This is a genomic window from Roseovarius gaetbuli (genome assembly GCF_900172365.1).
In the GTDB taxonomy this organism is placed as follows: Bacteria; Pseudomonadota; Alphaproteobacteria; order Rhodobacterales; family Rhodobacteraceae; genus Roseovarius; species Roseovarius gaetbuli.
Genome location: NZ_FWFJ01000033.1, coordinates 1 through 17,263 on the forward strand (window position 1 = coordinate 1; position 17,263 = coordinate 17,263).

Below are 17,263 nucleotides of genomic sequence, written 5' to 3' on the forward strand. Positions count from 1 at the left end.
TCGTCGATTGGTACATGAACGGCAAGATCGAGATCGACCCGATGATCACCCACACCCTTGCCCTCGACGATATCAACAAGGGCTTCAAGATGATGCACGCAGGCGAATCAATCCGCAGCGTCGTGGTTTACTAAACCAAGCCTCTGCACTCTGAAAAGTACAACGCCGCACAGCCCCCTGTGCGGCGTTACGCATTGCGCGCGGGCCAAGACCGCTTAAATTCTGCCCGAAGCCGAGGAAGGATCATAGATATGAGCGACACTTACACACCCCCCGAGGTCTGGACATGGGAGGCAGAATCAGGCGGCAAGTTCGCCTCGATCAACCGCCCCATCGCCGGGGCTACCCATGACAAGACCCTGCCGGTTGGCAAACACCCGTTCCAGCTTTATTCCCTGGCGACGCCCAACGGCGTCAAGGTGACGGTGATGTTCGAGGAACTGCTGGCCGCAGGTCATGACGCTGAATATGACGCCTGGCGCATCGATATCGGCGAGGGTGATCAGTTTGGCAGCGGCTTTGTCGAGATCAACCCCAACTCGAAAATCCCCGCCCTGATGGATCGCTCTGGCGATACCCCGCTGCGGGTGTTCGAAAGCGGCTCGATCCTGATGCATCTGGCCGAGAAATTCGGGGCTTTCCTGCCCGCCAGCGGCCCGGGGCGCACCGAGGTCTTGAACTGGCTGTTCTGGCAAATGGGCAGCGCGCCCTATCTTGGCGGTGGCTTTGGTCATTTCTACGCCTATGCGCCGGAAAAATGGCAATACCCGATCGACCGCTTCGCGATGGAAACCAAGCGCCAGCTTGACGTGCTGGACCGGCAATTGGCCGAGCGCCCCTATATCGCGGGCAATGACTATTCGATTGCCGATATGGCGATCTGGCCGTGGTACGGACAGCTTGTTCTGGGTCGCCTTTACAGCGCTGCGACATTCCTTGACGTGACCAGCTATACCCATGTCATGACCTGGGCCAAAAAGATCAACGCACGCGAGGCCGTGCAACGCGGTCGAAAAGTCAACCGGAGCTTTGGCGAGCCGCATATGCAGCTGCATGAACGCCATAACGCATCCGATTTTGACACCAAGACACAGGACAAGATTGCGCCCTCGACGTAAGGCCCAAGAAAATTCGGCGAATTTTCTTGGCTGATTTTCTTGGCAGAAGAAAATCCACACCGCAAACGGGTTTCACACCCGGCCTGGATCGGGCATGACTGGGCCGAACCAAGGAGGCTGACCATGCCCGACTCCAAAACTCCGCTTCTCGCGGTATTGATCGACGCCGATAACGTGCCGGCCAAATACGCCCGCGCGATCCTGAAAGAGGTGACAAGCTATGGCGAGCCGGGCCTGCGCCGGGTCTATGGCGACTGGTCCAGCCAGCAGCTGTCCGGCTGGACCAAGACCGCACAGGAACTGGGTCTTGTCCAACACCAGCAGACCGCCAACACCAAGGGCAAGAACGCCAGCGACATCGGCCTGGTGATTGATGCGATGGATATCCTGCACGCGGGCCATTTCAACGGCTTTGTGCTTGTCTCATCGGACAGCGATTTCACCCGTCTCGCAAGCCGCATCCGCGAACAGGGCCTGACCGTGATTGGCATAGGCGAGGCCAAGGCGCCGGATGCGCTCAAGAATGCCTGCAACCGTTTTGTCGCCATCGAAAACATCTATCAAGGCACCGAGAACACCCCGCAGAGCGCGCCTGCGCCAAAGATCGACGCGCAAACCATGACCGCCGCGCGCGACCTAATCTTCGAGGCGATGGAAAAGATCGACCTTGACGATGAATGGTATCCGCTTGGCCGTATCGGCCAGCAGATTCAGGCCGACAAACCCGATTTCGATACCCGCAGCTATGGCAAGAAAAAGCTCAGCGATCTGATCAAGGAACTGAAGGTCTTCGAGACAAAATCAGGCCCCGGCAATCAGCTTTTGGTGCGTCGGGTCGACTAGACAAGACCGTTAGACCTCTGACGCCAGCCAAGCCCTTATCTCGTCGCTCTGCGCCCCGCGCGCAGGCGGCGCGGACACGGCGCGCACGTGACCGTCGAACCGCGGCGCCGGGGCGGGTTCTAGCCCGCCATCGCCTTTACGCCAAACCGCACGTGCGGTCATGTGGGCCTCTTTCGCGGCGTCTTTTGGGGCCAGAACCGGCGCCACGCAGGCATCCGATCCGGCAAAGATCGCGGCCCAATGGGCAAGCGGATGTTGCGCGAAGATCGCCTCAAGCGCGGCGCCCTGCGCGCGCCATTCAGAGCGCTCATGCTGGTTCGCAAATGCCTGCGTTTCCTCAAGCCCCAACAGGCGCAGGAACTCGGCATAGAACTGCGGCTCAAGGCATTGCACGCTCAGATACCCGCCACAGCGACAGCGATAAACACGCGACCAATGCGGACCGTCCAACAGGCTTTGACCGCGCTCTGTGCGCAAATGCCCAGATGGGGCCATCGACATCAAAAGCGCCATCATATGGGCCGAGCCATCGACAATCGCCGCATCAACCACCGTACCCGCCCCGCTACGCGCGGCCTGCAAAAGACCTGCAAGAACACCGGCCACAAGGTACAGCGCGCCACCGCCCACATCGCCGACCATCGTCGCGGGTGTCTGCGGCGGGGTGCCCGGCGCGCCGGCGTACCAAAGCGCCCCAGAGGTGGCGATATAGTTGAGGTCATGCCCGGCCGTTTGCGCGCGCGGCCCCTCTTGGCCCCAACCGGTCATGCGGCCATAGACCAGCTTGGGGTTGACGCGCCGCATCTCTTCGGGGCCGAGGCCAAGCCGCTCCATCACGCCGGGGCGGAACCCCTCGATCAAAGCATCCGAACGCGCGATGAGTGCCTTTGCAACGTCAAGATCGTCCGCGTCCTTGAGATCAAGCGTGATCGAGCGTTTACCCCGATCCAGAAGGTTACGATCCCCGGCCACCAAATTCGCCTTGCCGGGGCGGTGGATCACGATCACCTCGGCACCAAGTTCGGCCAGCATCATCGCCGCAAAGGGCGCAGGCCCCAATCCTTCGATCTCGATCACACGGATGCCTGATAACATGCTCTGCCCTTTCCCGATTTGCCCCAGAGTACAAAGCCGGGCGCAAACCCGCCAGCCACCTTTGCGCGGCTAAGACTTTCTGCTCTCTTGGCCTGAGCGCAACCCTGCGCTAGGCTCTGTGCAATCCCCGCAAGGCAAGGAGCGATACCAATGCAGATGAGTGACGAGCGCGATATCAAGGCGGATCGCGCAACGGTCTGGGCGGCCCTGCTTAGCCCCGAGGTTCTCAAGGAATGCGTGCCCGGCGCGCAAGAGGTGACCGGCACGCCCGAAGACGGGTTTGATGCGTTGGTCGTGCAAAAGGTCGGCCCGGTCAAGGCCACCTTCAAGGGCACCGTGACCCTGTCGAACATGGTCGAAATGGAAAGCCTGACCCTGACGGGTGAAGGCAAGGGCGGGGCCGCAGGCTTTGCCAAGGGCGGCGCCAATGTGCGGCTGGAAGATAGCGAGACCGGCACCCGCCTGATCTATGAGGTCGAGGCAAAGGTCGGTGGCAAACTGGCCCAGCTTGGAAGCCGGATCGTCGATGGCTTTGCCAAGAAGATGGCAGAACAGTTCTTTAGCCGCTTTGAAGAAGTGCTTGAGGGCCCCAAGGATGAAGACGACGCACCCGAGGCGGAAAAGAAAGGCTGGCTCAAGCGGTTGATCAGCTAGCGACGCGCCTCGGTCTGCGCAATGATCCGGGCAATGCGTGCGCCAATGGCAGCGCTTGCCTTGGTCGAGGGGTGGATAAGGTCAATGCCGTGATAGCTTCGGTCGCCATGTGGCACCAGATCGGCCAGCGGCACGAAATGCACGCCCCGGTCAAGCGCGGCCAGACGCGCGACGCGGCGGTCCATCTCGTCGCCCTCATCGGCGCATCCCTCAATCGGCGAGGTCACGCCCGGCGTGCGCATGTACCCCACGTAAATCACCTGCGCGCCGCTGGCCCGCATCCGCGAGGCAAAGCCGGGGATCGCGCCGCGCTTGCCGTCTTTGCTGACCAGCTGATCAAGTTTGGGGCCGCAGGCACCGCACCCACAGCCAAGCCAGATATCATTGCCGCCACCATTCAGCACAACCCAATCCCAATCCCCGGCGCGGTATTGCTTGGGGATGCTAAGCCCCGCCGCCCCGGAAATCGGCAGGCGATAGACAAACCGTGCGCCCGACACGGCACGATCGACGACCGGCTCCTTCAGCGCGCGTTCAATCCCGTTGGCCACCGATTGCCCCGACATCCCATGCACGGCAAATAGCGAATCGCCCATCAGCAAAATCCGCGATGGCGTGTCGCGGTTAACGCTTTCGGTGCACCCAAGCAGCGCGAAAACGAACAAAATAAGGGCGAACACAGGTTTGAACATGTCAGGGGCACTTCATGATCCGGGGGGACGGGCGATGCCGTCTAGGCGATTGGTGGCAAAAGACCAAGACTTGCTGTTTGAAATTGGTCGAAACCGCGACACCGGCAAGGCATCTCGCGCAAATGTGCACAGATCACTCTGCGCCATGGGATGTTGCACATGCCGGGCAAAGGCCTAGGTTTGCCGGGACTGCGAAAGAGGGGCAGAATGGCACCGATTGTAAAAGTAGACGACCTGCGCAAGGTTTATAAAGGCGGGTTCGAGGCGCTTTCTGGCGTGTCTCTGTCGATTGAAGAGGGCGAGATCCTGGCCCTGCTTGGCCCCAATGGCGCGGGCAAGACCACGCTTATTTCGGCGCTCTGCGGCATCACCACCCCGACCGGCGGCAGCGCGACGATTGGCGGGCACGATATTGTGACCGGCTATCGCGCGGCGCGTGCGATGATCGGGCTTGTGCCCCAGGAACTTGCGCTTGAGCCGTTTGAAAAGGTGATCAACACCGTGCGCTTTTCGCGCGGTCTTTTCGGCAAGTCCAATGACCCGGACCTGATCGAACGCATCCTGCGGCAATTGTCGCTTTGGGACAAACGCAACAGCCGCATTCGCGAACTTTCCGGCGGGATGAAGCGCCGGGTGCTGATTGCCAAGGCGCTGTGTCACGAGCCGCGCGTTCTGTTTCTGGACGAGCCGACCGCCGGCGTCGACGTCGAATTGCGCCGCGATATGTGGCAGGTGGTCGAGGGTCTCAAGGCGCAAGGCGTGACCATCATCCTGACCACCCATTACATCGAAGAGGCCGAGGCCATCGCCGATCGCGTCGCGGTGATCAACAAGGGTGAAATCCTCTTGGTGGAAAACAAGGCCGACCTGATGGCCCGGATGGGCCGCAAGACCCTGCGCATTGACCTTTCGGAGCCGCTTGATCGCGTGCCCGAGGCCCTCAAGGATTACGACCTTGAACTGGCCGGGGACGGTGAGGCGCTCAAGTATCATTACGACACCCGCGGCGATGGCACCGGCATCACCCGCCTGCTTCAGGCCCTGGCCAAAGAGGGCTTGTCGCTGCGCGATATCGAAACCCGTCAAAGCAGCCTCGAAGAGATCTTCGTCGGGCTTGTGCACGAGGATACCCCATGAACCTGCATGCAATCCAGGCGATTTACATCTATGAAATGAAACGGTTTTTCCGAACCATCATGGAAAGCCTCCTGTCGCCGGTGATCTCGACATCGCTTTATTTCGTGGTTTTCGGCGCCGCCATCGGAAGCCGGATAGAACAGGTCGAAGGTGTGCCCTATGGCGCCTTTATCGTGCCCGGTCTGATCATGCTGAGCGTGATGACCCAGGCGATCAGCAATGCCTCTTTCGGGATCTATTTCCCAAAATTCATCGGCACCATATTCGAGCTTTTGTCGGCGCCGATCAACTTTCTTGAGATCGTGATCGGCTATGTCGGCGCGGCGGCGACCAAGGCGTTATTGATTGGCGTGGTGATCCTTATCACCGCGAACTTTTTCGTCGATCTCGACATTCAGCACCCGGTCGCGATGCTCGCCTTTCTGGTGATGATCTGCCTGTCGTTTTCTCTGTTTGGGTTCATCATCGGCATCTGGGCCGAGAATTTCCAACAGCTTCAGCTTATCCCGCTTCTGGTGATCACGCCGCTGGTGTTCTTGGGCGGGTCCTTCTATTCGATCTCGATGCTGCCCCCCGCCTGGCAGACGGTGACGCTGTTCAACCCGGTGGTCTACCTGATCTCGGGCTTTCGCTGGTCGTTCTTTGGCACGGCGGATGTGGCCATCGGCTATAGCCTCGCGGCCATCGCGGTGTTCTTCGCGCTCTGCCTTGCGGCGGTCTGGCTGATCTTCAAGACCGGGTACAGGATCAAATCCTGACGCCTCTCAGCGTGATCTTTTTACCCCGCCCCCGCCGCAATTTTGGCGGGTGACGCGGCGGCTGTGCTGCCCTGCCTTGTTTGTCGTGCCCCGGCACTCTACATCGGGGAATATGAAACATTTGATCCCCTTTCTGAAGCGCAAACCGATGGTCTCGGTCATTCGACTTGTCGGCACGATTGGTGCGGGCGGGCGCAGCCAGCTGAATGACGAGGCCCTTGGCCCGGTCATCGAAAAGGCGTTTTCCAAGGGCAAGCCGGTTGCCGTGGCCCTTGTGATCAATTCGCCGGGCGGCTCGCCGGTGCAATCGTCGTTGATTGCCGCGCGCATTCGGCGGCTGGCGGATGAAAAAGACATCCCCGTGCATGCCTTTGTCGAGGACGTTGCGGCCTCTGGCGGCTATTGGCTGGCCACCGCCGCCGATGATATCTGGGCCGATCCCTCGTCGGTTCTTGGCTCGATCGGGGTGATTTCGGCCGGCTTTGGCGCACAGGTTCTTCTGTCGCGCCAGGGGATTGAGCGGCGGGTATACACATCCGGCAAATCCAAGAGCATGCTTGATCCGTTCCTGCCCGAAAAGCCCGAGGACGTGACCCGGCTCAAGGGCATTCTTGAAGATATCCACGAGGCCTTCGTCGCCCACGTCAAATCCCGGCGCGGCGCAAAGCTTGCCGATAACCCGGATATTTTCACCGGTGAGTTCTGGCTTGGTCAGCGCGCGATTGATCTTGGGCTGGCCGATGGTATCGGCCACGTGGTGCCGAAATTGAAAGAGCTTTACGGCGACAAGGTGCGCTTTGCCCGCTATGGCCGCAAACGCGGGCTGTTTCAGCGTTTTGGCGCCGAGATCGCACAGGACGCCATGACCGCAATCGAGGACCGGGCAAGCTATGCCCGGTTTGGGCTCTGATATGGTGGTCAAGATCGTCGTATTGTTTCTGGTCGGCATGGGCGTGATGGCGATGTTCGGCAAGCTCAAGTATCCGGGCCAAAAGCGCCTTGCGCAGGCCAAATGCAAGAGCTGTGGTCGCTACCGGATCGGCAAAGGCCCCTGTTCTTGCCAAAAGGGTAAGCTTAAATGATGCCATGGATTTTATCCGGGCTTGGCCTGGTGATTTTGCTGCTTGCCGGCGATGCCCTGGTCAAAGGCGCCGTCAATCTTAGCCTTCGGGTCGGTATTCCCGCGCTGATCGTCAGCCTGACTATCGTGGCCTTCGGCACATCTGCGCCGGAACTTTTGATTTCGGTCAACGCGGTTCTGTCGGGCAAACCCGGCCTTGCGCTTGGCAATGTTGTCGGCTCGAATACGGCGAATGTGCTTTTGGTCCTTGGTATTCCGGCAATGATGTCGGTGCTTCACACCAGTAGCTGTCGCTGCTCCAAATCCTACCTCCAGATGCTGTTCGCCACCGCGCTTTTCATCGCCCTGGCGTTTCGCGGCGAATATGATGCGCTTTCGGGTATGGTGCTTTTGGGGGCGCTGTTCCTGATGCTGGGCGATGCCTTTCGCGATGCGCGCAACCACCGGCGCGACGCCGCGATCAAGGCCCTTGCCGACGCCGACGAAAACGCCGATGTCGAAGGCGCCGACCCCGATATGCCGTGGTGGCAGATCATCACCTTTTTGCTGCTTGGCCTCATCGGCCTGCCGCTTGGGGCGGATATTCTGGTCGATAACGCCTCGATCATCGCCGAGCGCTATGGCGTCAGCGATTCCGTGATCGGCCTGACGCTTGTGGCGGTTGGCACCTCGCTTCCGGAACTGGCAACCACGGTCATGGCGGCCCTGCGCAAACAGGCCGATGTGGCGCTTGGCAATGTCATCGGATCGAATATGTTCAACCTTCTGGCCATTATCGGGGTAACACCCCTTGTCGGAAGCGTTCCGGTGGATCCCGAGTTCTTGAAATTCGACCTCTGGGTCATGCTCGGGGCGTCGCTTGCGCTTATTCCGTTTGTGTTTTTCCGTCTGGATATCGGGCGGTTTTGGGGCATTGCCTTGACCTCTACCTATGTGGGCTATGTCACGATTGTGTTGATCTAACCGGAGACAGGACATGACACGGGCATTGGTAACAGGCGCCGGAAAACGACTTGGCCGCGCTATGGCGCTTGAACTGGCACGGCAGGGCCATGATGTGGCCGTGCATTACGCAAGCTCGGCTGAGGCCGCCGAAGACGTCGCCAACGAGATCCGCGCAATGGGCCGCAAGGCGGTCACGATTCAGGCCGACCTCTTGGATGAGGGTCAGGTAACGCCGCTTGTAGGGCGCGCCGCAGAGGCGCTTGGCGGGCCGGTTACCACGCTGATCAACAACGCCTCGATCTTTGAATACGACAACATCGAAAGCGCCACGCGCGCGGGCTGGGACCGGCATATCGAAAGCAACCTGCGCGCACCATTCGTTCTGACGCAGGCGATGGCACGCGATATCCCCGGCCCGGTGATGGATGGATTCGGCGAGCCGGTGGCGCAGGGCCTTGTGATCAACATGATAGATCAGAGAGTGCGCAAGCTCACGCCAGAGTTTATGACCTACACCATCGCCAAGATGGGGCTTTGGGCCTTTACTCAGACCGCCGCACAGGCGCTTGCCCCGAAACTGCGGGTGAATGCGATTGGTCCGGGGCCCACGCTTCAGGGTCATCGCCAGAGTGATGGCCATTTCCAGAACCAGCGACAGGCCACGATCATGGCCCGCGGCGCCAATGCCGGTGACATCACCAGCGCGCTTGTCTATTTCCTCTCGGCGCCCGCCGTGACGGGGCAATTGCTCTGTGTGGATGGCGGTCAGCACCTCGGCTGGCAGACCCCGGATGTCCTTGGGGTTGAATAGCCAACGGGGCCTTATGGCAAAAGTTTTGCACTGGTCGCCACTCTGTAATGTAAGCGTTACAAAAACTTCAACGTTTTCAACATTTTGCAGAGGGTTCATTATTTTATAAAATAAAATCAATGGGTTAAGAAAGCGCCTATTTTTTAGGCAAATCAGCGAAGACAGCCAAATGCAACGGAAATTTCCGGTTCACTGAAACTTATCAGCAGAGTTATCCACAGGAATGGTGGAAAGCTTCCCTCTTGCCCTTGGTGCCGTATCATTGCAGCACACCCAAAGAATCAAAAGTTAATGCCAATGACCGAGCCCGATCAGGAAATGCCGCAAAAATCCGGCCATGAGGTGATCCGCGATTACCTGCGCACGCTAGATGCCTCGCCGGGCGTCTACCGCATGCTCGATGCACAGGCGCGGGTGCTTTATGTCGGCAAGGCGCGCAATCTTCGGGCGCGGGTGTCGAACTATGCCCGCCCCACCGGGCACACCGGGCGGATCGCGCGAATGATCTCTGAAACCGCGACGATGATGTTTTTGACCACCGCCACCGAGACCGAGGCGCTGTTGCTTGAACAAAACCTGATCAAGCAACTCAAGCCGCGCTACAACGTGCTTTTGCGCGACGACAAGAGCTTTCCCAACATCCTTGTGACCAGCCACGATTTTCCGATGATCAAAAAGCATCGCGGTGCCAAGCGCGAAAAGGGGTCTTACTACGGCCCGTTTGCAAGCGCCGGTGCGGTCAATCGGTCGCTGGCCCAATTGCAGCGGGTGTTCCAGTTGCGCAATTGTTCTGATGCGATGTTTGAAAGCCGCACGCGCCCCTGCCTGCAATATCAGATCAAGCGCTGCACCGCGCCTTGCGTGGGCCAGATCAGCAAGGAAGATTATCGCGCGCAGGTCGGCGATGCAGAGCGCTATCTGTCCGGCAAATCCACCGAGATTCAGGAAAAGCTTGCGGCCCAGATGGCCGAGGCCTCGGACGCGATGGAATTCGAGCGCGCCGCCGCCCTGCGCGACCGGATCAAGGCGATGACACAGGTGCAGACCGCACAAGGCATCAACCCGCGCAGCGTGGACGAGGCCGACATCGTCGCCCTGCATCTTGAAAAGGGACAGGCCTGCGTGCAGGTATTCTTTATTCGCGGCGGGCAAAACTGGGGCAACCGCGATTTCTATCCCCGCGTTGGCGCGGATGTGGAAGAGGCCGAGGTACTCGAGGCTTTCCTTGGTCAGTTCTACGACAGCAAAGACCCGCCCCGGCAGCTTATCCTGTCGCACGAGATCGAAAACCCCGATCTCATGCAACAGGCGCTCTCGGACAAGCTTGGCCGCAAGGTCACGCTGGCGGTGCCGCTGCGTGGCGAAAAGGCCGAATTGATCGACGGCGCCCTGCGCAATGCCCGCGAAAGCCTCGCGCGCAAGATGGCCGAGACCGCCACGCAGAGCAAACTGCTCAAGGGGCTGGCCGAGGCGTTCGATCTGCCGAGCCCCCCGAAACGGATCGAGGTTTATGACAACAGCCACATTCAGGGCACCAATGCCGTCGGCGCGATGATCGTGGCGGGGGCCGAAGGCTTCATGAAGAACCACTATCGCAAGTTCAACATTCAGGGCGAGGGCCTGACCCCCGGCGACGATTTCGGGATGATGAAAGAGGTGCTGATGCGCCGTTTCAAACGCCTGCTCAAGGAATATCCGGATCGCGATCAGGGCACCTGGCCTGACCTCTTGCTGATCGACGGCGGCGCCGGTCAGGTTAGCGCGGTGGCCCAGATCATGCGCGAAATGGGTGTCGAGGACATCCCGATGGTGGGCGTCGCCAAGGGCGTCGACCGCGATCACGGCAAGGAAGAGTTCCACCGCACCGGCAAGCGGGTCATGGCGCTCCGTCACAACGACCCGGTGCTGTATTTCGTCCAGCGCCTGCGCGACGAGGCGCACCGTTTTGCCATCGGCACCCATCGCGCCAAACGCGCCAAATCCATGGGCGCCACCCCGCTTGACGAGGTGCCCGGCGTCGGCGCGGCGCGCAAACGCGCGCTTTTGGCCCATTTCGGAAGCGCCAAGGCCGTGAGCCGCGCCAATCTTGCCGATCTGCGGGCGGTTGATGGCGTGTCGGACGCTCTGGCGCAAAAGCTCTACGACTTTTTCCACGACAAAGGCTGACCCCTGCGCGCCAATGTGTGGTTGACAGCAGCCTTTCAATCCTGAATATGACGTCAGTTTCAGGTTTAGGTCGTCCAAATGCCCCAAGTTTCCAGAGCCCGCATCGCAGCCCCCGAATTTCACGACTACGCCCGCGTTCTGGCCGCCCGGAGCGCGGCCGAAACCAAAGGACAGCGCACCGCGCAACAGATCAGGATCGCCACCTGCTTCTTGCTGCAAACTGAGGCGGTGCAGGATTTGACCGTTGCGGCGATCTGCAAGGCGGCGGGTGTCGCCAATGGCACCTTTTACCTTTATTTCCCGGATCAGACCCAGCTCTTGAACGATCTTCTGCTCGGCTTTGCCCGCTTTCTTCAGGCCAGCATGATCCGCGCCGCCCATGCCGCCCCGGATCAGAGCATTCGTGCCACGACACGGGCCTATGGCATGCTGTTCGAGCAAAATCGCGGGCTGATGAAATGCCTTGTACATCACCTTGATCACTTCGCGCAGGCGCGCGAGGTGTTTCACGCCCTCAACCGCGACTGGATCGAAACCGTCGTCGGCGCAACCCAACGTCGGCTGATCCGCGAGGGGCGCTATGATGCAATTTCCGGCGCGGAATTGCGCCGCCGCGCCTATGCGCTTGGCGGCATGACGGATCAATATTTCTCAAGCCTTTATCTTTCGGGCGAAGCGGGGTTGATCGCGGTCTCGCAAGACCACGAGGCGGTGATCGACACGCTGACAACCATTTGGGAACGGGGATTAGAGCCATGAGCCTTTTGGAACGCGCCGAATTCGCCGACGCCAAGACCCTGCGCGCCCATCAACAGGGCGCATGGGCCGCGCAGGCAGAGTATGTCGCCGAAAAATCCGCGCTTTACCGCGATCTGTGGCAGGGAAAGACGCCACCCAAGGACCTATCCGATCTGGCGCAATTGCCGCTGTCGGACAAGGCGCAACTGCGGCTGTCACAGGCCGCGAATCCGCCGTTTGGCGATTATCTTGCCGCGCCCCCGCGCGCCGCCGTGCGCCTGCACCGGACATCGGGCACCACCGGTCAGGCGATGAACCTCGCGCTCTCGGCGCGTGATTGCGCGATCACCGAGGCCGTCGGCGGGCGCTGTCAGTCGGCGGCAGGGCTAACGGCCGATCATACGGTCGTGCATTGCCTGAACTATCAGATGTGGATGGGCGGGTTGACCGATCACATGACCCTTCAGGCGACTGGCGCGCTTGTGGTGCCCTTTGGCGTGGGCTCGACCGAGCTTTTGGTGCGCACCATTCAAGAGGTGGGGATTACCGCGATTTCCTGCACGCCGTCCTATCCTTCGGTGCTTGAACGGGTGATTGCCGAGAAATTCCCCGGCCTCAAGCCGCGCGATCTTGGGCTGAAGCTTGGCCTCTTTGGCGGCGAGGCCGGGCTTGACGATCCGGCCTTTCGCGAACGCCTGCGCCGGGTCTGGGGGATGGAGCCGCGCAATGCCAATTACGGCGTCTCGGATGTGTTTTGCAATTTCGCGGCGCAATGCGAGCACGACAGCCGCCTTCATTTCATGGCCGCCGATGTGCTTTATCCAGAGTTGATCGACCCCGAAACGACCGCGCCTGTGCCGCTTGAGGCCGGGCAAACCGGCGAATTGGTCCTGACCCATCTTGCGCGCGACTGTCAGCCGCTGGTGCGGTTTCGCACAGGCGACATCATCACGGTGGATGAAACCGATCCCTGTACCTGCGGGCGCACGGGCTTTCGCTTTCGCGTGGTCGGGCGATCGGATGATATGGTGGTGGTGCGCGGGCTGAACCTGTTTCCGACCATGGTCGCGGCGGTAATCAACGGCTTTGCCGCGCTCTCGGGCGATTACCGCATCACGCTTGACGCGCCCCCGCCCTATGACGCCCTGCCGGTCTCGGTCGAGCTGGCGCCGGGGCACGCGCCATCTGACGCGCTTGCCCAAGAGGTGGCGCAGGCGATGAAAACCGCCCTTGGCGCCACCGCCCGCGTCACCCTTTTGGATAACGGAAGCCTGCCCCTCACCGAGGGGAAAACGAAACGCGTGATACGGGAGTATTAGATGACCGATTTTACATATCAGACCGTGCTCAGCACCCTTGGCGAGGGCGGCGTGCGCACGATCACTCTTAATCGCCCGCAAAGCCTTAATGCGATGAACCGCCAACTGATCGACGATGTTGCGCGTGCGTTTGAGGATGCCAATGCCGATCCGGCCACCCGCGCGATCATCTTTACCGGCGCGGGCAAGGCATTTTGTGCAGGCGACGACCGGCGCGAGCATGTGCATCCGGAAACCGAGGAAGAGGCCCGCGATCTTGTGCAGGCGATTCAGCGCGCGACCCATGCCATCACCCTTGGCGCCAAGCCGGTGGTCGGCGCGATCAACGGCTGGGCCGTGGGCGGCGGGTTTGAGTGGGCGATAAATTGCGACTTCTCCGTTTGGGCCAAATCGGCGCGCGGGTTCTTTCCCGAGGTCTCGCTGAACCTGTTCGTGACCGGCGCAGTCACAAGCCTGTTGCCCGCTTTGGTGGGCCTCAACAAGGCGCGCGAAATGTTGTTTTTCGGTGATCGCTATGGCGCGGAAGAGTTGCACGACATCGGGCTGGCGTGGAAAACCGTTGAAGATGAGGTCCTTATGAGCACGGCCACAGAGACCGCGCGCCGCCTCGCCGATCTTCCGATCCTTTCGGTGCGCGCCATGAAAAGGGTGCTGAACGCCGCCGCAGTGCCCGATCTGCACCGCGCCCTGCACCTTGAAACCGACGCCACGGTGGCCGGTTTCATGGACCCCGAAACCACCCGCTTGCTTAGTGATTTTTGATCGCAGCGTACCGTGCAAGGGCGCTTTCCCTCGGCGTTGTGACAGGATAGAACCGACATCATGACGTGGAACCTGCCAAATATCCTGACCACGCTCCGCCTGCTGGCCGCCCCGGCAGTTGCGGTGATGTTCCTCTATTTCACAAGGCCCTATGCCGATTGGTTCGCCCTGATCCTGTTTGTCAGCGCGGCGATTACCGATTGGTTTGACGGCTATCTTGCCCGAAGCCTCAAGCAGGTCACGAAGCTTGGCACCATGCTTGATCCGATCGCGGATAAGGCGATGGTGGTGATCGCGCTGATGGTGATCGTGGGATATTCAAGCATGTCGCCCTGGCTTGTGCTGCCGGCGACGGTGATCCTGTTTCGCGAGGTCTTTGTGTCTGGCTTGCGCGAGTTTCTGGGCGATACGGCGGGCACGCTCAAGGTCACGCAGCTGGCCAAGTGGAAAACCACCGCGCAGATGTTCGCAATTGCCGTGCTCTTTGCACAAGGCGTGTTCGAGCATTACTTTGGCATGTCGGTCATCGGCATGGATAATGAGATTGTGATCGGCATTCTGGACGGGCGTGAAGAAGATGTGCACGGGCTGCACTGGAAATACACCGGCATGATCTGGGCCGGGCATGCGGGGCTCTGGCTGTTGTGGCTGGCGGCGGCGCTTACTTTGATAACCGGGATGGATTACTTCAAGAAATCCATCCCACACCTAAAGGATACCCAGTGATGGATGTGCTTTATTTTGCCTGGGTGCGCGAACGCGTCGGGCACCCGAAAGACCGGATTGAAACCAACCCGGCCACGGTGATGGACCTTGTGAACGATTTGCGCGCCCGCGAGCCGCGCTATGAGGCGGCGTTTTCCGATCTCGGCGCGCTGCGCGTGGCGATTGATCAGGAATTGGCCGATTTTGACGCCTCTCTGGCCGGCGCACGCGAAGTGGCGTTTTTCCCGCCGATGACAGGCGGCTAGGCGATGGATATCCGGGTAGAGGATGCGGCCTTTGATTTGGGCCGCGAAACCAACGCTTTCGCGACCCGGCAAGCGGGCATGGGCGCGGTGGTGACCTTCACCGGCATCGTGCGCGATCTCGACAAGGGCGCGCTAAGCGCGATGGAGATCGAGCATTACCCCGGCATGACCCAAAAGGCGCTTGAGGCCATCGCGACCGAGGCCAAGACCCGCTGGAATTTGGGCGATGTGCTTGTCATTCACCGCTATGGGCGTCTGCACCCTGACGAGATGATCATGATGGTCGCCACCTCTGCGCGCCACCGGGTTGATGCGTTTCAGGCGGCCGAGTTCCTTATGGATTTCCTGAAATCCCGCGCGCCGTTCTGGAAAAAAGAGGTCACGCAGGAGGGCGCCGAATGGGTGGCTGCCAAGGACATCGACGAAGACGCGCTCAAGCGTTGGTAAGGAGAGCGGAATGGACAGCGTCATTAACGATTACATCGCCAATCTGACCCCCAAGGCCAAAGGCCAGATCAGGGGCACGGCGAAACTTGAGATCACCGATCATGGCAGTGTCATGCTTGACGAAACCGGCGCAAGTGTCGGCAATGACCCCGCCGATGTGGTGCTAAGCGCCAGCGACGAGGTGTTTCGCAACATCCTCTCTGGGGCGCAAAACCCGATCACCGCTTATATGTCCGGCAAGCTCAAGGTTGAGGGTAACGTTCAACGCGCCCTCAAGGTCAGCGCGATCCTGACGGCTTAAATCCGCAGGAACGGCTGGGCCAGTCGCGGGATCAATCCGCGAAAGCGCAGCGGCGCGTCGGTCGCGGCAAGACAGATGCAATCGGCGCCGATATCGGCCACCGGCGTATGGTTGAGATCCTCGTTGGCAATCTCGATGTCGCCGGGCCCGAAGTGATCGACCTCATCGACAAACGCACCTTGCAACACAAGCGTCAACTCGGTGCCGCGATGGCCGTGATCCGGCACCGCCGCCCCGGCCGGAATATACAAAAGCCGCGCTGTCGCCGCGCGTGACGTGGGCAGGATCGCCTGTTTCACCCCCATCCCGACCGAGCGCCACTTTACCGCATCAAGATCGCCGCCGATGTAATCCTGCAACGGCTGCGGCAGGCTACTCTTGCGGCGCGGGGCGGGCGCGGCCAGCGGACCGGCAGCACGAATACGTTGCATCGTCGCCTCAAGGCTTCCGTCCTTCATTGCAACGCTGTCACAGCGCTCTACCATCGCGCCGCCCATGGCATCGAACGCCCCAAGCCGGGCGCGACAGTCGTCACACATCGAAATATGCGTGGCCACAGTCAGGCTGAACGCCTCAGGAAGGCTGCCTGCGGAATAGGCCATCAAAAGCGCGTCGCTCAGGTGATGCTTGATTTGAATATCGGTCATAACGGTCACTTCATTGCGTGGCGCAAACGATCGAGCGCCAGTCTAATACGGGATTTGATGGTGCCAAGCGGCAGGCCGGTCTGATCTGCGATCTCGGAATGGCTGAGATCGCTGAAATAGGCCTTTTCGATCAGCACCCTTTGTTTCTCGGGCAGGGCGGCAATCGCGTCGCCCAGCTGGTTGCTTTCCTCTTGCAGAGCCAGAACATCGGCCTGATCCGGCTCGGGCTCGTTGCCCCAGGGAAGATCCTCGGGCTCGGGCCGCTTTTGTTTGCGCAGCGCGTCGATCTTGCGATTGCGCGCGATGGTGAAAATCCAGGTCGCGGCACTGGCGCGGGAGGGATCAAACATATGCGCCTTTTGCCAAAGCGTCGCCATCACCTCCTGGGCGCATTCCTCGGCCAGGGTGGCATCCGTCCCCGAGCGCATCAAAAACGCCTTAACCCGGGGCGCAAAGTGGCTGAAGAGCCGCGCAAAGGCGGCCTCGTCCTGCGCCTCTCGGATGCGGGCGATGCACGCCACCCAATCCTCGTTTTCCTTTTGCTTCTTATCTTTTGTCGGTGTCACGTGCGCCGGTCCTGACCGTTTGCCTGCCAATTGCGATGTTCTAGCACGCGCGGCAGTCACCGGCGAGGGGGCAGGACGATCAACGAGGGCGCAATCCGTGAACATGAACCTGTTACGCGGCCCATCACCGATCGGATCACTGTTTTGAAAAATTATTCTTTCTAATCCGTTCTCGCCGCCCCTGCGTATACCGTTCGAAACAACAAGAACGG

Annotated in this window: 21 protein-coding genes and 1 pseudogene; 18 read left to right on the top strand and 4 right to left on the bottom strand. The window is 60.3% G+C overall.

Annotated features, from left to right (window positions below; all coding sequences use genetic code 11):
- The 3 genes and pseudogenes from ROG8370_RS14245 to ROG8370_RS14255 form a co-directional block, all read left to right on the top strand.
- A pseudogene (locus ROG8370_RS14245) lies at positions 1–134 on the top strand (S-(hydroxymethyl)glutathione dehydrogenase); the annotation flags it as partial.
- A gap of 117 nt (positions 135–251) precedes the next feature.
- Complete coding sequence (gene yghU, locus ROG8370_RS14250; protein WP_085827851.1) at positions 252–1,118, top strand: glutathione-dependent disulfide-bond oxidoreductase; 867 nt, start codon at positions 252–254, stop codon at positions 1,116–1,118.
- A gap of 123 nt (positions 1,119–1,241) precedes the next feature.
- On the top strand, positions 1,242–1,961 hold the full coding sequence (locus ROG8370_RS14255; RefSeq protein WP_085827852.1) for an NYN domain-containing protein: 720 nt from the start codon (positions 1,242–1,244) through the stop codon (positions 1,959–1,961).
- A gap of 9 nt (positions 1,962–1,970) precedes the next feature.
- Here the strand turns inward: ROG8370_RS14255 and ROG8370_RS14260 are convergent, their stop codons facing one another.
- Complete coding sequence (locus ROG8370_RS14260; protein WP_085827853.1) at positions 1,971–3,056, bottom strand: CaiB/BaiF CoA transferase family protein; 1,086 nt, start codon at positions 3,054–3,056, stop codon at positions 1,971–1,973.
- A 150-nt stretch (positions 3,057–3,206) separates the two neighbouring features.
- Between ROG8370_RS14260 and ROG8370_RS14265 the strand changes: the two genes are divergently transcribed.
- The gene (locus ROG8370_RS14265) at positions 3,207–3,710 is read left to right on the top strand and encodes an SRPBCC family protein (protein WP_085827854.1); all 504 of its coding nucleotides are present in this window, start codon (positions 3,207–3,209) and stop codon (positions 3,708–3,710) included.
- Here ROG8370_RS14265 and ROG8370_RS14270 read toward each other — a convergent pair.
- Entirely contained in the window at positions 3,707–4,402 is a 696-nt protein-coding gene (locus ROG8370_RS14270; protein WP_085827855.1) for an SGNH/GDSL hydrolase family protein, read from the bottom strand. The two genes, ROG8370_RS14265 and ROG8370_RS14270, sit on opposite strands and share 4 nt — an antisense overlap.
- Positions 4,403–4,609: 207 nt before the next feature.
- On the opposite strand from ROG8370_RS14270, the gene ROG8370_RS14275 reads away from it, so the two are divergent.
- The 14 genes from ROG8370_RS14275 to ROG8370_RS14340 all read left to right on the top strand — a co-directional run bounded on the left by ROG8370_RS14275 (position 4,610) and on the right by ROG8370_RS14340 (position 15,838).
- Positions 4,610–5,539 carry an ABC transporter ATP-binding protein gene (locus ROG8370_RS14275; protein WP_085827856.1) on the top strand — a complete coding sequence of 310 codons (930 nt, stop codon included), beginning with the start codon at positions 4,610–4,612 and terminating at the stop codon, positions 5,537–5,539.
- A complete protein-coding gene (locus ROG8370_RS14280) occupies positions 5,536–6,297 on the top strand; it encodes an ABC transporter permease (protein WP_085827857.1) in 762 nt (253 codons plus the stop codon). The genes ROG8370_RS14275 and ROG8370_RS14280 overlap by 4 nt, the downstream gene beginning before the upstream one ends.
- Positions 6,298–6,409: 112 nt before the next feature.
- Positions 6,410–7,207: a S49 family peptidase gene (locus tag ROG8370_RS14285; RefSeq protein ID WP_085827858.1), complete on the top strand. Its 798-nt coding sequence runs from the start codon at positions 6,410–6,412 to the stop codon at positions 7,205–7,207.
- Complete coding sequence (locus ROG8370_RS14290) at positions 7,188–7,379, top strand: hypothetical protein (RefSeq protein ID WP_085827859.1); 192 nt, start codon at positions 7,188–7,190, stop codon at positions 7,377–7,379. Before ROG8370_RS14285 ends, ROG8370_RS14290 begins: the two co-directional genes overlap by 20 nt.
- Positions 7,376–8,341, top strand: a complete 966-nt coding sequence (locus tag ROG8370_RS14295; protein WP_085827860.1) for a calcium/sodium antiporter — start codon at positions 7,376–7,378, stop codon at positions 8,339–8,341. Before ROG8370_RS14290 ends, ROG8370_RS14295 begins: the two co-directional genes overlap by 4 nt.
- Before the next feature lie 13 nt (positions 8,342–8,354).
- Positions 8,355–9,134 (top strand): SDR family oxidoreductase, encoded by a 780-nt coding sequence (locus ROG8370_RS14300; protein WP_085827861.1) that lies wholly within the window; start codon positions 8,355–8,357, stop codon positions 9,132–9,134.
- 297 nt (positions 9,135–9,431) lie between these two features.
- A complete protein-coding gene (gene uvrC / locus ROG8370_RS14305) occupies positions 9,432–11,300 on the top strand; it encodes an excinuclease ABC subunit UvrC (protein ID WP_085827862.1) in 1,869 nt (622 codons plus the stop codon).
- A 78-nt stretch (positions 11,301–11,378) separates the two neighbouring features.
- On the top strand, positions 11,379–12,059 hold the full coding sequence (locus ROG8370_RS14310; RefSeq protein ID WP_085827863.1) for a TetR/AcrR family transcriptional regulator: 681 nt from the start codon (positions 11,379–11,381) through the stop codon (positions 12,057–12,059).
- Complete coding sequence (locus ROG8370_RS14315) at positions 12,056–13,357, top strand: phenylacetate--CoA ligase family protein (protein ID WP_085827864.1); 1,302 nt, start codon at positions 12,056–12,058, stop codon at positions 13,355–13,357. Before ROG8370_RS14310 ends, ROG8370_RS14315 begins: the two co-directional genes overlap by 4 nt.
- Entirely contained in the window at positions 13,358–14,119 is a 762-nt protein-coding gene (locus ROG8370_RS14320; RefSeq protein ID WP_085827865.1) for an enoyl-CoA hydratase/isomerase family protein, read from the top strand.
- Positions 14,120–14,179: 60 nt separating this feature from the next.
- Positions 14,180–14,845 carry a CDP-diacylglycerol--glycerol-3-phosphate 3-phosphatidyltransferase gene (gene pgsA / locus ROG8370_RS14325; protein ID WP_085827866.1) on the top strand — a complete coding sequence of 222 codons (666 nt, stop codon included), beginning with the start codon at positions 14,180–14,182 and terminating at the stop codon, positions 14,843–14,845.
- On the top strand, positions 14,845–15,090 hold the full coding sequence (gene moaD / locus ROG8370_RS14330; protein ID WP_085827867.1) for a molybdopterin converting factor subunit 1: 246 nt from the start codon (positions 14,845–14,847) through the stop codon (positions 15,088–15,090). Before pgsA ends, moaD begins: the two co-directional genes overlap by 1 nt.
- Positions 15,091–15,093: 3 nt before the next feature.
- Positions 15,094–15,537: a molybdenum cofactor biosynthesis protein MoaE gene (locus tag ROG8370_RS14335; protein WP_085827868.1), complete on the top strand. Its 444-nt coding sequence runs from the start codon at positions 15,094–15,096 to the stop codon at positions 15,535–15,537.
- 10 nt (positions 15,538–15,547) lie between these two features.
- A complete protein-coding gene (locus ROG8370_RS14340) occupies positions 15,548–15,838 on the top strand; it encodes an SCP2 sterol-binding domain-containing protein (RefSeq protein WP_085827869.1) in 291 nt (96 codons plus the stop codon).
- On the opposite strand, the gene ROG8370_RS14345 is transcribed toward ROG8370_RS14340, so the two are convergent.
- Both ROG8370_RS14345 and ROG8370_RS14350 read right to left on the bottom strand, forming a co-directional pair.
- A complete protein-coding gene (locus ROG8370_RS14345) occupies positions 15,835–16,485 on the bottom strand; it encodes a ChrR family anti-sigma-E factor (RefSeq protein WP_085827870.1) in 651 nt (216 codons plus the stop codon). The two genes, ROG8370_RS14340 and ROG8370_RS14345, sit on opposite strands and share 4 nt — an antisense overlap.
- A gap of 5 nt (positions 16,486–16,490) precedes the next feature.
- The gene (locus ROG8370_RS14350; RefSeq protein ID WP_085827871.1) at positions 16,491–17,156 is read right to left on the bottom strand and encodes a sigma-70 family RNA polymerase sigma factor; all 666 of its coding nucleotides are present in this window, start codon (positions 17,154–17,156) and stop codon (positions 16,491–16,493) included.
- Between the last annotated feature and the right edge of the window lie 107 nt (positions 17,157–17,263).